Genomic DNA, 13,487 nt, shown 5'->3' with positions numbered 1-13,487 from the left:
TTTGTAAAAACCAGAAGAACTTATACAAAAAGACTAGCAATGAAAGTAATTAAGGAAGTATTAGAAACAAATGTCGAGAGTGCAGCGAGAAGAAAAATTTGACGATTTGCTTAACAATTCATCAACAAGTTCCTTTTGTTGTTCAAGCTACAGATTGTCTGTTTGATGCTGGTTTAGGTTCAAGAGGTACTCAAGGATTATCACTCTACCGCTATGGCAAAGACGGGAAGCGCATTGACAACATCACCGACTGGGGATTATCACAATTCCAAACTCACTACAACGATTCGACAATTACCAAATTAGATATTTTTCACTACACCTACGCAGTCTTGCACAATCCTGCTTATCGCACCAAATACGAACTCAAACTGAAAGAAGAATTTCCCCGTTTACCCTTCTATAATGATTTTCACAAATGGGTTAACTGGGGTAAACAGTTGATGGATTTGCACATCAATTATGAAACTGTCGAACCGTATTCTTTAAAACAAATTGATTTACCTTTAGCTAAAGATAATAACAGAATACCGAAGGCAAAACTCAAAGCCGATGCAGGCAATGGAACCATTATTTTAGATGATACAACTACTTTAGAAGGTGTCCCCAAAATTGCTTGGGAATATCGCCTTGGCAACCGTTCTGCTTTAGAGTGGATATTAGATCAATACAAAGAAAAGAAACCTAAAGACCCGACAATTGCTGAAAAATTCAATACATATCGCTTTGCAGATTACAAAGAACAGGTAATAGATTTACTACAAAGAGTCTGCACCGTCAGCGTGGAAACAATGCAGATTATTCAGCAGATTCAGGTCTAATCGATTTGTGATTTTTCGGGAACAGACTAATCAATGTGCGTAAAGCCTGATTGACACTTTCTCCATTACGAAAATACTCTCGTACATCGGGATCAAGCATCACTGCCCCATCTTCAAGGGTAAAGTGCTGTACAACAGTTGTGTCATCAGCTTGATGAATAGTAACAGTATGTCCACGCCGATAAGCTTGGTAATGTTTCCCACGAATACCATCTGTAAAATCGTATTCTGGAAGCATATTGTTATCTGTGATATCAGGCTGCTCAGAATTAACTTTGTTCATAAACTTTCCGTTCTACTTTTGTGGCTTAACCTCATTTTCAGCCTCTGGTTGGAAATGCACCTCATTGCGGCTCTGCCGCAAGTTAAGAGGCGGAGCCTCACATTAGGCATTCCCAGTCGGAGACTGGGAACGAGACATTAGACATATTTTAGCTCCGATATTTTAATACTAAAAGTTCCTCCTACCGATGTAGTATATACCTTGGTAATGATTAATATTGATGAGTTTGTCTATTAGTTCCAATCCCCATGCAAAATGTATTTCCTGGCGAGGTATTCGCCAACACTGCTGATTTTGACACTGGTATTCGCCAACTATTACCGCGATACGATGAGATGCTGGAAGTAATTAGCCGTTGTGTACCTTCGACAAGTCGGCGAATATTAGAATTAGGTTGTGGTACAGGCGAACTTAGTATCAAAATACTCAACCGCTTTCCAGATGCCCAAGTAATTGCCCTAGATTACTCACCTCGAATGGTGCAATTTGCCCAAGATAAAATCACAGCAGCTGGATATGAACAACGCTGGACTGGTATACAAGCAGACTTTGGCGACTGGGCAAATAATCCAGAGAATTTGGATATTGGTAGCGAATTTGATGCTTGTGTTTCATCTTTGGCAATTCACCATCTTCAGGATGAGATGAAGTTGAAATTATTTGAGCGAATTGCTGCTAGCCTCACTAAAAATGGTTGTTTTTGGAATGCAGATCCTACTTTACCAGAATCATCAGCCTTAGCAGAAGTTTACAAGGCCGCACGAGAGGAATGGGCAGTTCAACAGGAAATTAGTTTAACAGAGATTGGCGCTAAACGTGGCGCAAGTAGCACCCAAGGTTACTCCAGTCAAGACCAGCTAGCTAGCTTAGATGCTCATTTACAAATGTTGAGCAAAGCTGGATTTAAGACAGTTGCAGTACCTTGGAAATATTATGGTCTGGCGGTGTTTGGTGGCTGGCTGTGAAAATTTTAGGTTTTGGATGCCTAGATTTAAGATTTACCTGTCTCCAATGGGGAGTATCTCAATGAGTGTAAAAAGCCTTATAAAACCTCACCCCAACCCTCTCCTTACTAAAGAGAGGGAGCAAGAATCTGGTATATTTGCAAAACTGAGATGCTCCCATCCAATGGGTATTTATAGCGTTAACAGGTTGATAGTTACAAAACAGCAATAAATAAGATTATTTCTCTTGATAAGAACTAATATATAAACACATTAGGTCTGTAAAAGAGGTCTTGCTAACTCACACAATAATTTTGGCTGAGACTTGCGGTAATTAAGCTCTCCTTATGTTTTTAGGCAATATTTCCACATCAAAAGTACCCCATGAGGGTACTATCCATCCTCCACAGACCTATCCAAAAATACAGAGTAGAAAATTTCCTTCAGAAAACAAACCAGGGACACGCAATTTGGATTCGTTTTTCTGCTCCTTTGTTTGCCATTACTTAGTTTCAAAAGGAGAATATCTTGGATGGCTCGAAATAAAAAGAAATCAGCCGAGTTTAAGTATGAGCATCCACTTGACTCTAGATGCCCAATTTGTTGTATTGTCCCGCCCCACATGCTAAAAAGTGTCGTGGTAAACGGCAATGCCCAGCAGCGTACTTGGGCTTTTCATACATTAAATATTTCAGCACAATTTCTGGGACGGAGAAATGTCGTAGGTAATATCTCGTTTGCGCCTTCTCCTGGTGAAAAGCGCCGCACCATCTATGATGCCAAAAATGGGCAGCAACTCCCTGGTACGCTGGTGCGTGCTGAGGGCGATTCTCCCAGCAGTGATGTAGCAGTTAATGAAGCCTATGATGGTGCTGGTGCTACTTATGACTTGTTTCAGGAGATATTCGATCGCAATTCCATAGATGACAAAGGACTACGTTTAGACTCTACTGTGCATTATGGCGTTAAATATGACAATGCCTTTTGGAACGGTGACCAGATGGTTTATGGTGATGGTGACGCAGAACTGTTTCAATGTTTCACGAAATCAATTGATGTGATTGGGCATGAGCTAACTCATGGTGTAACCCAGTATCAAGCGGGTTTACAGTATTATGGCGAACCAGGGGCACTGAATGAATCCTTTTCTGATGTCTTCGGTTCCTTAGTGAAACAAAAGTCCAAAAATCAGACTGCACAAGAGGCAGACTGGCTGATTGGTGAAGGTCTTTTGATGCCGACTGTCAAAGGTGTTGCCCTCCGCTCCCTGAAAGCACCGGGAACAGCATACGATGATCCAGTATTGGGTAAAGATCCCCAACCAGCCCATGTGAAAGATCAATATACGGGTGTTGATGATAACGGTGGGGTGCATATCAACTCAGGAATTCCTAACTATGCCTTTTATCTGGCGGCTGTTGAGATTGGTGGCTATGCCTGGGAAAAAGCTGGTAAAATCTGGTATGTAGCTTTACGCGATCGCTTAAGTGCCAAAGCAGATTTTAAAAAAGCTGCCAGCGTCACTATTCAAATTGCTGGCGAACTCTACGGTAATGACAGTAATGAGCAAAAAGCTGTGCAGAACGCTTGGCAAAAGGTAGGAGTTATTTAGAGACGCGATTAATCGCGTCTGTACAGGAGTTAGGAGTTAAGAAAATCACAGCTTCTAACTCCTAATAACACCTAAGTTTTATACCAAATCGTCCAAGTATATCTTGTTGAAGGCACAGGGTAAAGTATTATAAATAGCCTGTATCGAGCCTTTTTCTGGGTATCTTAATTACGAATTACGAATTACGAATTACGAATTACGAATTACGAATTAGTACTAGATGTATTGTTTGTTATTGCTAAACTGGGAGGTGAGAATTATCATCTCCTAGTCTTTGTATTTATCCCAACTAAATAACACAACGGAGAGCAAAAAAATGCGGGTATCATTTGAACGCACGGGCGGCTTTGCCGGAATCAGCAAGAAGACTACCGTTGATACAGATACTCTGCCGCCAAATGAAGCTGCCACACTTCCCCGACTGGTGGAAGTTGCTGATTTATTTAGGCTACCTGAACTAATTACTTCGCCAAATCCCCAGAGCGATCGCTTTCAGTATAAGTTAACAGTAGAAGATAACGGTAGACAGCATACGGTGACTGTCAGCGAGGCAGCATTGCCAGGAACCTTAAGACCCCTGATTGAATGGCTACAAAACATAACACAAAAAAGGTAAAAAGTAAAAATAATTATTTATAAGTCTCTGTTTCGATAATCAAAAATAACAAAGATGAGATAGCAACGTGTGGTAGGGGCATAACAATGATATGAATAAACCAATCAAACGAGCATTTTTAGATACTAAAGATGGGCAGATTCTTTACCGTATTGGTGGCGAAGGAAAGCCTTTGTTATTACTGCATCAAAATCCCAGAAGCAGTGACGAGTTTCGTGAGTTAATGCCTATTTTTGCTCAGACAAGGCGTGTCATTGCTATGGACTTTTTAGGATTAGGTGATTCTGATAAACCTCCAAGAATGTACTCCACCGAAGACTACGCGAAAACTGTCATTGCCCTTTTGGAGGAATTAGGTATTTCAAGTACAAGCATCCTGGGAAACCATACGGGTGCTTTTGTGGCAGGAGAAGTGGCGGCAGCATATCCTGAAAAAGTAGATAAACTTATATTATGTAATGCTTTTGGCTTCGATGAAGAAGGAAAAGAAGCCCTATTAAAGAGATTTTCTGACGGTTTCAAAATAAAAGCAGATGGCTCCCACCTCATCGAAAGATGGTCAGCCCGCGCCCAATATGTAGGCTCTCCAGAATTAAATCAACGTTGGGTTTTAGACGATTTAAAAAGCTTTGGCTATCCTTTATATGCTATTTGGGCTGTACAAAACTACTGTCTAGATGCACCAAAAAGATTTCAGTTGATCAAGTCTCCCACCTTGATTATGTGGGGAACTGAGGATATGAAAACCTTTGATAAACTAGGTTTAGCCAAGGTAGAAAATAGATATTTTGTCTCCAAAGCAATTTCTCATAGTAAAGCGGTTGAAATTGAAGGCGGAACCATCTGTATGATGAACCAAATGCCTGAAAAAATATCGCAGGTAGTAATCGATTTTCTAGATTATACACGTGTTTAAAATGTTAAATAGTAAGTTTTCAAAAACCTTTTAGGAAGAAAAAACATGAGTTTGTCCAATCAGTATTAAAAATTAATTTACATTGCTCTAAAGATACTTTACTGTGTTAATATTCCATAGGATTTTAAGATTGGCTGTGTGAATTATAAATAACATGGAAAATAAAGAAAATTCTGCACGCGAACAAGAGGCTGACGACTTTTTGAATGTAGCATCTGTAAAAGAGGATTGGGGTGGAGACGGTAGAGGGCGCATGAACCTATCAGGAAGGCGCACCGCGATTTCTCCAGAGTATTTACCTCGTAAATATCAATTTTTTGATACAAATACTGTATCACATGACCCGGAATGGCGAATTAACGGAATGCCAGATGATGTATCACCTGGAAGGCGTAGATTGCTGACATGGCATGACTGCGGAGCTTCTACATCAATAATCATATTACCACCACATTTTAAAGCAGCATCCGGCATATTTACTGCTGATTTAGAGATTTTCGTGCTAAAAGGTGCAATCCAAATAGGTGAGTGGAAACTCACTAAGCATTGTTATTCTTTTATTCCTAGTGGAGTACAAATCGGTGATTGGCAAGTACTAGGTAGCGAAGATGTAGAAATTATCTGGATGGAGAATGATTATTTACAATATAAAAATTTATCTAATAATCATCCAAATGCTAGGTTAAATGAATTTATTCCAGTATTGGATAGTAAATTATTGCCGTGGGGCAAAACAGATACATTCCAATTTGAAGTTGCAAAAAAGAAATACCTGCGGAAAGATGCTAACGGTGGCGGGGTATGGTTAATGGCTATTTTGCCCCATTATGATGGAAGAGATCAAATGATACAGTCATACAACGAAGAGGCATATAGTTTATTCGGGTACATTGATATAGGAAATTATCATTTTGCTAAGGATCACTTTTCTTATACTCCAAGCTTTAGCACTCTTCCTAGACATATAACTGATGACGGCGGCTTATTCTTCGTTCGAGTTGATAGAGACTTATCACAAGTTGCAACAGTCTTGTCATATCCATCTCAAAACACATAGGTTTTTAAGCAGCAAGGTTTCCGTGTGGATTACTAGAAGGTCTTTTCAAATAGCGCCCAATAGGAGAACCCAAAATCTGCCCGTTGTTGTAAATCAAATTTCCCCGCAAAAAGGTACTTTTTACCCTTCCAGTTAACTCCACTCCTTCAAAAGGTGTATAACCTTGTTGTGACTCTGACTCAGCCGCACGTACCACAAAGCTTTCATTGGGGTCTACCAAGACTAAATCAGCATCATAGCCAATGGCAATATCGCCTTTTTCTAACAAACCAAAGCGCCGGGATGGGTTCCAAGACAGCAACTTAGCGATATGGTTGTAGCACATCCCCCGCTTGCTACCTTCACTAAATACACCAGAAAGTAAATATTCTGTACCGCCAAAACCAGACTTTGCTAACCAAATATTATTCGGGTCTTTAGCACTTCTTTTTTGTTCAGCAGAACAGCAAGCGTGGTCGCTAACTATCCAATCTACTTGATTGTTGAGTACTGCTTGCCATAAGTATTCCACATCGGCACGGGGACGAATCGGAGGGTTAACTTTTGCCCAAATTGTATTGGGAGTATCGACATCTAATAGCAAATGTCCGACAGTAACTTCTCGCCGAAAATTGATATGGGGAAAAGCAGCTTGCATAGTCAAAGCTGCTTCCATTGCTTTACGCGAACTCAGGTGCAACAAATTGATATTTGCACAGTTAGTCTCGTGTGCCAAATAAGAAGCAATACAAATTGCTAATCCTTCGGAATGAGGAGGACGCGCTGCACTGTAAGCGTGTAATCCACTCAGACTAGAATCGTTTTCAACTATTTTGGTATAGGCGTTGAGAATTTCTGCAACTTCACAGTGCAAACTCAAGCTGATAGTATCTCGCGCTTCTGGATGTTTTTCTATTAAACGTGTTAGACCGCGCATAATAAATTCAAAATGGGCGAAGTCGTATCGTTCCTCTTTGTTAATCATCAAAAAGAGGTTTTGCTGGTCTGATAAACCATGCAACCCATAGCCACCATAAAACATGAAGATTTTAAACGAAGATATACCGTGTTCTTCAAACAATAAAGGTATTTCGTCGATATGCTGGTTAGCTATAGGTGCGATGTGATAGCTATAATCTACAAAAAAATTACCTGCGGATAACGCTAACACCTCTGGAAAAAAATCGCGGTAGGAGCCGCCTTTGTTAAGATAATACTGCCCTGTACGGATGTAATTTAAGCTGGTAGTCACGCCTCCCATTGCGGCTGCTTTGGTTTCAGTCACAGCATCTTTGTCGAGGGGTTGATAGATACCGATGTGCATATGGGCATCCACAACCCCAGGAAAGCCCAGCAAGTTTTTGCCATCAAATACCTCTTTGCCTGTGTCTGGGCTAATATTAGGGGCAATCTGAGCAAATTTTCCATCCTTAATGCCTAAATCAAGTAGTTCGATTGCATCCTGATGGGGACGAACTACCCGCACATTTTTGATAATTTGATCTAATACGGGAGTTTCAGACACAGTAGACCTCACACTAAAATGAGTTTAGTCAGGAATTCCAACATCATACCGGGGCGCAGACCAAATACTATCACCATGTAACGGTTTTTTATTCAATTATTTTCAGGACAAAAGACAATGGAAAGTTTTAATGAGTATCATATAGACCCAAAGGAATTTACTTTTCTCAAAAGCTTTCAAGATAACTGGCAAGTGATTAGAGATGAGTTTACACGGTTTATTAAGCAGGCATCTAATGAGGAGTTAAAATTAACTTACGATATTCTCGGCCCTAAAAGTCAAACGATTAAAACCAAGGGTGATGCAAAATATAGTGCTTTTGGTATTTTATTTCAAGGTTTGTTTATTGAAAAATATATTCAGGCGCATCAAATACAATATCCTGATTATGGGTCAGATGATGCATCACAAAAAGCACTTTCCTTAAGAGAGAAATATTTCCCAAATTTGGCTAAGGTGATAGGAAAAGTTAACTTTAGCAATGATGAGATTATCAGAAATGTGTATTTTGGTACATTCCATCCAGGCTTGGATATCAAGCTACATGTGAACTATAACCCTCATATGAATCGTGGCTATCTAGGATTGATTGTGCCAGAAGGGGATGTGGCGATGAAAATATGCCATGAGCAGCTTTATTGGCATGAAGGAAAATTTTTGGTTTTAGATCACAGCTATCCACACTGTCCCCATAATTATACCAATTATGACAGAACTGTATTGGTTGTAGACTTTTTTAAACCAGATAAACCTAGAGAAGAAGTTATCCAATTTGAGAAAGAGCAAGTTACACAACGGATGCAAGATAATCCTTACAGCTTAGGTGTTTTTGGGAAAAGCGATAAAGCTAAAGTAGAAGATTTTATCAAGTATGGTTTAGCTCATCAATTAGAGTGGGAGAAAGCCTTATAACAGTTCTCAATTGCATGGAATACAGACCTAACTCCCTAACCGACGCAGGAAGGGGGAAAAATTCAAAGCCTCTCTCTTTTTAGGAGAGAGGTTTGGAGAGAGGTCAAAACTGTGCCTCACCCAATCGAAAACCGCTACATCTACGTTAAAACTAATAATTGAGGAGTAATACCATTTCTTTGTAAAGCTGCGCCAAACTCTTTTAACTTCTTTCTTTCTTTCTTTCTTCGCGTCCTTCGCGGTTCGTTTTTCTTTCTTGTACTTAAATATGGTTTAGCGCACCTTCATACAGAATTGGTATAAGGTAAACCTAAGATTTAGATATGAACGCAACAACCTACAGAAAGCTAATAGCAAAGCAACTGAATCCAGATTTTAAATTTGCTGTTGAAGTTGTCGAGATTCCTATTTCACAACCTGCTGGTAGTCAACTTTTAATTCAAAACAAATTTGCTGGCGTTAACGGTGGCTTTGACACCTTACTTTGTCGTGGCGATGTTCCCTATGTTAACTCAATTCCTCCCTTTGATTTAGGTGTGGAAGCTGTGGGAAAAGTTGTCGCTATCGGTGAAAATGTTAAAGATTTTCAAATAGGTGATGCTGTCATAACTACATTGCGTGGTGGCGGTTATCGAGAATATCAGGTTATCGATGCAAACTTAGCCCTGAAGGTGCGGGAAGTAACGCCAGAGTTACTAACACTAATACCTACAGCTATATCAGCTTTGGTGGCATTGGAACAAGTGGGAGAGATGAAAAGTAATGAAGTGGTTTTAGTGACAGCAGCAGCAGGGGGAACTGGTCATATTGCGGTGCAATTGGCAAAGTTAGCTGGTAATCATGTCATTGGTACTTGTAGTTCTGAGGCGAAGGCAAAGTTACTGAGAGAATTAGGGTGCGATCGCATTATCAACTATCGCACCGAAAATCTCAATCAAGTCCTCAAGCAAGAATACCCGAATGGGATTAATCTCATTTTTGAGTGTGTAGGTAAAGGCGTATTTGATACCTGCCTTGAAAACTTAGCCGTGCGGGGACGGTTAGTAGTGGTTGGTTTTATCTCCGAATACGCAAATAACTTAGAACAAATTACACAGCCACGCCTTTATTCCCAGCTATTTTGGAAAGCTGCTTCTGTGAGAGGCTTTCTCATGCCTCATTATAAAGAATATACACCAGAGGCACGCGATCGCCTCTTAAATCTGTTCTACACAGACAAACTTAAAATTGCCGTTGACCCTACACAGTTTCAAGGCATAGAATCAATACCTGACGCTGTAGAATATCTCCTGAGTGGTCAGAATTGTGGCAAAGTGGTTGTGAGGTTTTAAGTAACACGGTATTAGTTTATATAGGACACGTATTTGATTTTTGAAAAAAATCAGTACACCCCCAAAAGGGTTCTTCCCTACTCCCCACTCCCTGTCTACGCAAATAATTTCAAAAATCAAAGCAGACTGCTATATCCGGTTGAGGTGAGAATGACACAAGATTCAGAAAATACTTTAAAAGTTGCTCAACAGGCATTTGAGCATTTTACGCATGGTCTAGCAACAGGAAATTGGGAAGCATTTCTAGATATGCTCACAGAAGATTTTACCCTTTGGTTTCCTGTCGGGAAATTCCACGGGTTAAATGTGGGAAAAGAACGAGCTAGAGAGTTTTTCGACTACGTTTCTGAATCATTCCAAGGCGGACTCACCCTGACTCTAGACCGTTTTACTAGCAATGGCACAACCGTTGTTTTTGAGTTTCGGGATGAGGGACGTTTGTTTGAACAACCTTACAAAAATCGTTTAGCGGTTTCCTGGGATATTCGGGGAGACAAAATTTGTGCCTATCGGGAATACTTTGGTAGCGATGGGAAATCGTATTAAATAATTCGTAATTCGTAATTCGTAATTCGTAATTATGAATTTAGGACTTATGCAAAATATCTCTGAAACTCTGATTTCTCCGTGTACTCTGCGCCTCTGCGGTTCGTTATTCCCTAACTCGTGCGTAAGTCCTAGAATTATTTAATACACTTTTGTTAGTTACTCTCAGGGTTGAGTTCGTTGATTTCTCTGCACTTAGCTTCTGCGGCTTGATATGCTGCTAAATAGTCTTGACCACCTAACATGATATCACCGTAATATTCATAAGGTGGATCACCATAGATTGGTAATGGATCGTCTTCTGGATAATCTTCTTTCGATTCTTCAATGATGGCTTTCAGTTTTTTAATGGTCAGTCTTTGTGCAGCAAAATACCAGAGTTCTTGGGGATTTTTGTTTAGGTGCGGTAATGTCGGATCGATAATGCGTACAAGGGAGCCATTCTCTGAGGTATCGTCTAGCTCAATCCAACTGTGTTCAATCGGTCTGTATGGCTTCCCAGGAAAAGCTAAAAATCCCTGAATATATTTTGCTCCCTCAGTGGACAATGCTGCTTTGTAAGCATTATCAAACGGAGTGCTAGCCCTGCTGTTTACGAGTTCAGCAATTTTGATTGACAGCGTTTCATCCAATAGTTTGTTCATCAATAGCAAGGATTAGAGCAGCCATGAAAACATCTTATCACTGCTACTTACCATCTTGCTTGGGGATTCACAGGGGAGAGGGAGATGGGGGAAGCTTGGAACCTCGTGCATCCACCTCAGAGACTCAAAATCTCCACTCCCCACTCTCCACTCTACGTATTAATCACCATCTGTAAATTTCTTAGCAAGTCGCTTGAGGTGTAGGGCTTGGACAAAAGGGTTTTGACACTATTACCAAGGATTTTAATCATTTGATGATTGGAGGCTAATCCACTAACACCAATAATTTTGATGTTTGGATTAATTTTTTTCAACACATTAATAGTTGTTGGCCCATCCATATATGGCATCATCATATCAACCAACACCACACTAATTTCTTGTTGATGTTTTATATATAGTGCGATCGCCTCAATACCATCACTAGCTACTAGAACTTTATAGGCATTTTTTTCTAGCCAGGTTTGAGTAACTTCTCGAATTGAATCTTCATCATCAACAACGAGAATCAATTCTCCATGCCCTGCTGCTAATTCCTGATCTCCAGCTAATTTCCTATCTGTCTCGATGATCTGCGTGATGGGTAAGCAAGCTTGAAACTCTGTGCTTTTGCCCACTTCACTAACTACATTCACAAAACCGCCGTGGCTTTTGATAATGCCAAGCACTGTTGAAAGACCAAGCCCTGTGCCTTTACCCAGTTCCTTTGTTGTGAAAAATGGCTCAAAAATTCTATCTACTATTTCTTTAGGAATTCCTACACCTGTATCACAGACGCTAATCATCACATAAGAACCCACCTTAGCATCAATATTCATCCGGGCATAGTGGCTATCAACCCAGAAATTCTTAGCAGAAATCTTGAGGATACCGCCATGAGGCATGGCATCACGAGCATTAATACAGAGGTTCATCAGCACTTGGTGCAGCTGAGTAGCATCGCCAAAGATATTCCACAGGTTTTGCTGAGGAACATCGATGTGGATTTCAATAGCTTTGGAAAATGTTTGCTTAACAATATTTTCCATTTCTGAAATTAAATCCCGCACCTGTAAGGTTTTAAAGTTACCTACAGATCCGCGTGAAAACCACAGCACTTGTCTAACTAAATCTGCCGCACGTTTAATGTTTGTTTCCATGATTGTCAGCCATTGCTGACTTTTTTCGTCCGAGAGTTTTGTCTCTAGGAGTTGCACTGTCATCATCACGGGTGTCAATGCATTGTTGAGATCGTGGGCGATACCACTTGTCAGAGTGCCAAGACTCTGCATTCGCTGGGCCCGGAGAAACTGCGCTTCGAGTTGTTTTTTCTCTGTAATGTCGGAGTTGACAATCAAGATGGATTTGGCTTGTTCCTCATCATCATTTACCAGTGTCCAACGGCTAGCAACGATCATCTCTTTGCCTTGTTTTGTGATTTGATGTAACTCACCTTGCCACGACCCACTCTCAGTTAAAGTTTTCTGGATGTTTTTCAGTTGGCAAAAATTTTGCTTTTGATATAAAAACTGATTGGTATTCTTGCCCAGTGCTTCTTCTGCCATCCAACCGTAGAGATGTTCAGCTCCTTTATTCCAAAATTGAATTTGGTTAACCAAATCTTCAACGATAATTGCGTCTGTGGTGATGTCGAGCAAAGCGGCTTGCTTACGGATTTTCTGTTCTGCGTGGAAGCGATCGCGCCGCGCAGCTTGCTGTTGGATTTGCAATTCTTTTTCTAACCGGTGGCGCTCAAAGATTTCGACTTCCAAGCGCTCATTTTGATCTGTGAGTTTTCGTAAACCTAAATGGATATTTACCCTAGCTAAAACCTCTTGATGTTCTAGGGGTTTAGTAATGTAATCTACTGCACCAAGATTCAAACCTTTAACTGTATCTACCTTTGCATTCAGCGCACTTATAAATATTACGGGAATATCTTGAGTGGCTGGATTGCTTTTCAAAAGTCGGCAAGTTTCAAAACCGTCAATTCCAGGAATCAATACATCCAATAAAATTAGGTCAGGTGAGGCAGATTCTGCCATCTCAACTGCACTTTCTCCATCTTTAGCTAATAGAACCTTGAAGCCGGAATTCTCTAAAAAACTAAACAAAACTTCTAAAGTTATAGGAGTGTCATCAACTATCAAAATGACATTTTTTTGATTTTTATTAAAATTCATGCTTGCCTCTTATTAAATTTCTTTTCAAACTTCTTGAATTTGTTTGGTTTTAAAATCTTTAGCAAGTTGACGAACATGGGTGGCAAACGGAATTTTATCACCTACTTGCAATTTTAGCTTGACGATTCACCTATAGCCG

At 40.2% G+C, this 13,487-nt stretch carries 13 protein-coding genes; 9 read left to right on the top strand and 4 right to left on the bottom strand.

The genetic code is table 11. The features are described from left to right. Positions 1 to 98: 98 nt before the first annotated feature. On the top strand, positions 99 to 821 hold the full coding sequence (locus V7L05_RS30850; protein WP_335169921.1) for a type ISP restriction/modification enzyme: 723 nt from the start codon (positions 99 to 101) through the stop codon (positions 819 to 821). Here the strand turns inward: V7L05_RS30850 and V7L05_RS30845 are convergent. Continuing rightward, the gene (locus tag V7L05_RS30845; RefSeq protein ID WP_335169920.1) at positions 799 to 1,104 is read right to left on the bottom strand and encodes a hypothetical protein; all 306 of its coding nucleotides are present in this window, start codon (positions 1,102 to 1,104) and stop codon (positions 799 to 801) included. The genes V7L05_RS30850 and V7L05_RS30845 overlap by 23 nt on opposite strands. 248 nt (positions 1,105 to 1,352) lie before the next feature. Here V7L05_RS30845 and V7L05_RS30840 point away from each other — a divergent pair, with 248 nt between their 5' ends. The 5 genes from V7L05_RS30840 (at position 1,353) to V7L05_RS30820 (ending at position 6,249) form a co-directional block, all read left to right on the top strand. Further along, the gene (locus tag V7L05_RS30840) at positions 1,353 to 2,069 is read left to right on the top strand and encodes a class I SAM-dependent methyltransferase (protein ID WP_335169919.1); all 717 of its coding nucleotides are present in this window, start codon (positions 1,353 to 1,355) and stop codon (positions 2,067 to 2,069) included. A 511-nt stretch (positions 2,070 to 2,580) separates the two neighbouring features. After that, positions 2,581 to 3,660 carry a M4 family metallopeptidase gene (locus tag V7L05_RS30835; protein WP_335169917.1) on the top strand — a complete coding sequence of 360 codons (1,080 nt, stop codon included), beginning with the start codon at positions 2,581 to 2,583 and terminating at the stop codon, positions 3,658 to 3,660. A 316-nt stretch (positions 3,661 to 3,976) separates the two neighbouring features. Further along, positions 3,977 to 4,276 carry a protealysin inhibitor emfourin gene (locus V7L05_RS30830; protein ID WP_335169916.1) on the top strand — a complete coding sequence of 100 codons (300 nt, stop codon included), beginning with the start codon at positions 3,977 to 3,979 and terminating at the stop codon, positions 4,274 to 4,276. 91 nt (positions 4,277 to 4,367) lie between these two features. After that, positions 4,368 to 5,192: an alpha/beta fold hydrolase gene (locus tag V7L05_RS30825; RefSeq protein WP_335169914.1), complete on the top strand. Its 825-nt coding sequence runs from the start codon at positions 4,368 to 4,370 to the stop codon at positions 5,190 to 5,192. 154 nt (positions 5,193 to 5,346) lie between these two features. After that, a complete protein-coding gene (locus V7L05_RS30820) occupies positions 5,347 to 6,249 on the top strand; it encodes a DUF4437 domain-containing protein (protein WP_335169912.1) in 903 nt (300 codons plus the stop codon). A gap of 4 nt (positions 6,250 to 6,253) precedes the next feature. On the opposite strand, the gene V7L05_RS30815 is transcribed toward V7L05_RS30820, so the two are convergent. After that, entirely contained in the window at positions 6,254 to 7,753 is a 1,500-nt protein-coding gene (locus V7L05_RS30815) for an amidohydrolase family protein (protein WP_335169911.1), read from the bottom strand. Between the two features lie 117 nt (positions 7,754 to 7,870). Between V7L05_RS30815 and V7L05_RS30810 the strand changes: the two genes are divergently transcribed. From V7L05_RS30810 to V7L05_RS30800, 3 genes are all read left to right on the top strand, one after another. Beyond that, the gene (locus tag V7L05_RS30810) at positions 7,871 to 8,665 is read left to right on the top strand and encodes an aspartyl/asparaginyl beta-hydroxylase domain-containing protein (RefSeq protein WP_335169909.1); all 795 of its coding nucleotides are present in this window, start codon (positions 7,871 to 7,873) and stop codon (positions 8,663 to 8,665) included. A 323-nt stretch (positions 8,666 to 8,988) separates the two neighbouring features. Beyond that, on the top strand, positions 8,989 to 9,996 hold the full coding sequence (locus V7L05_RS30805) for a zinc-binding dehydrogenase (protein WP_335169907.1): 1,008 nt from the start codon (positions 8,989 to 8,991) through the stop codon (positions 9,994 to 9,996). 150 nt (positions 9,997 to 10,146) lie between these two features. After that, entirely contained in the window at positions 10,147 to 10,542 is a 396-nt protein-coding gene (locus V7L05_RS30800) for a nuclear transport factor 2 family protein (RefSeq protein WP_335169906.1), read from the top strand. Positions 10,543 to 10,697: 155 nt separating this feature from the next. On the opposite strand, the gene V7L05_RS30795 is transcribed toward V7L05_RS30800, so the two are convergent. Together V7L05_RS30795 and V7L05_RS30790 are read right to left on the bottom strand one after the other, a co-directional pair. Continuing rightward, a complete protein-coding gene (locus V7L05_RS30795) occupies positions 10,698 to 11,186 on the bottom strand; it encodes a hypothetical protein (RefSeq protein WP_335169904.1) in 489 nt (162 codons plus the stop codon). A gap of 152 nt (positions 11,187 to 11,338) precedes the next feature. Beyond that, on the bottom strand, positions 11,339 to 13,348 hold the full coding sequence (locus V7L05_RS30790) for an ATP-binding response regulator (RefSeq protein WP_335169903.1): 2,010 nt from the start codon (positions 13,346 to 13,348) through the stop codon (positions 11,339 to 11,341). Positions 13,349 to 13,487 lie beyond the last annotated feature (139 nt).

The organism is Nostoc sp. (assembly GCF_036917755.1).
Taxonomy (GTDB): domain Bacteria; phylum Cyanobacteriota; class Cyanobacteriia; order Cyanobacteriales; family Nostocaceae; genus Nostoc.
The sequence above is the reverse complement of the archived record's forward strand: the minus strand, read 5'-3'. Positions and strand labels throughout refer to the sequence as shown.

Coding starts and splice junctions, on each gene's coding strand:
- V7L05_RS30795 (WP_335169904.1), bottom strand. CDS start 11,186: ATGAACAAACTATTGGATGAAACGCTGTCAATCAAAATTGCTGAACTC.
- V7L05_RS30830 (WP_335169916.1), top strand. CDS start 3,977: ATGCGGGTATCATTTGAACGCACGGGCGGCTTTGCCGGAATCAGCAAG.
- V7L05_RS30790 (WP_335169903.1), bottom strand. CDS start 13,348: ATGAATTTTAATAAAAATCAAAAAAATGTCATTTTGATAGTTGATGAC.
- V7L05_RS30800 (WP_335169906.1), top strand. CDS start 10,147: ATGACACAAGATTCAGAAAATACTTTAAAAGTTGCTCAACAGGCATTT.
- V7L05_RS30825 (WP_335169914.1), top strand. CDS start 4,368: ATGAATAAACCAATCAAACGAGCATTTTTAGATACTAAAGATGGGCAG.
- V7L05_RS30810 (WP_335169909.1), top strand. CDS start 7,871: ATGGAAAGTTTTAATGAGTATCATATAGACCCAAAGGAATTTACTTTT.
- V7L05_RS30840 (WP_335169919.1), top strand. CDS start 1,353: ATGCAAAATGTATTTCCTGGCGAGGTATTCGCCAACACTGCTGATTTT.
- V7L05_RS30805 (WP_335169907.1), top strand. CDS start 8,989: ATGAACGCAACAACCTACAGAAAGCTAATAGCAAAGCAACTGAATCCA.
- V7L05_RS30835 (WP_335169917.1), top strand. CDS start 2,581: ATGGCTCGAAATAAAAAGAAATCAGCCGAGTTTAAGTATGAGCATCCA.
- V7L05_RS30845 (WP_335169920.1), bottom strand. CDS start 1,104: ATGAACAAAGTTAATTCTGAGCAGCCTGATATCACAGATAACAATATG.
- V7L05_RS30820 (WP_335169912.1), top strand. CDS start 5,347: ATGGAAAATAAAGAAAATTCTGCACGCGAACAAGAGGCTGACGACTTT.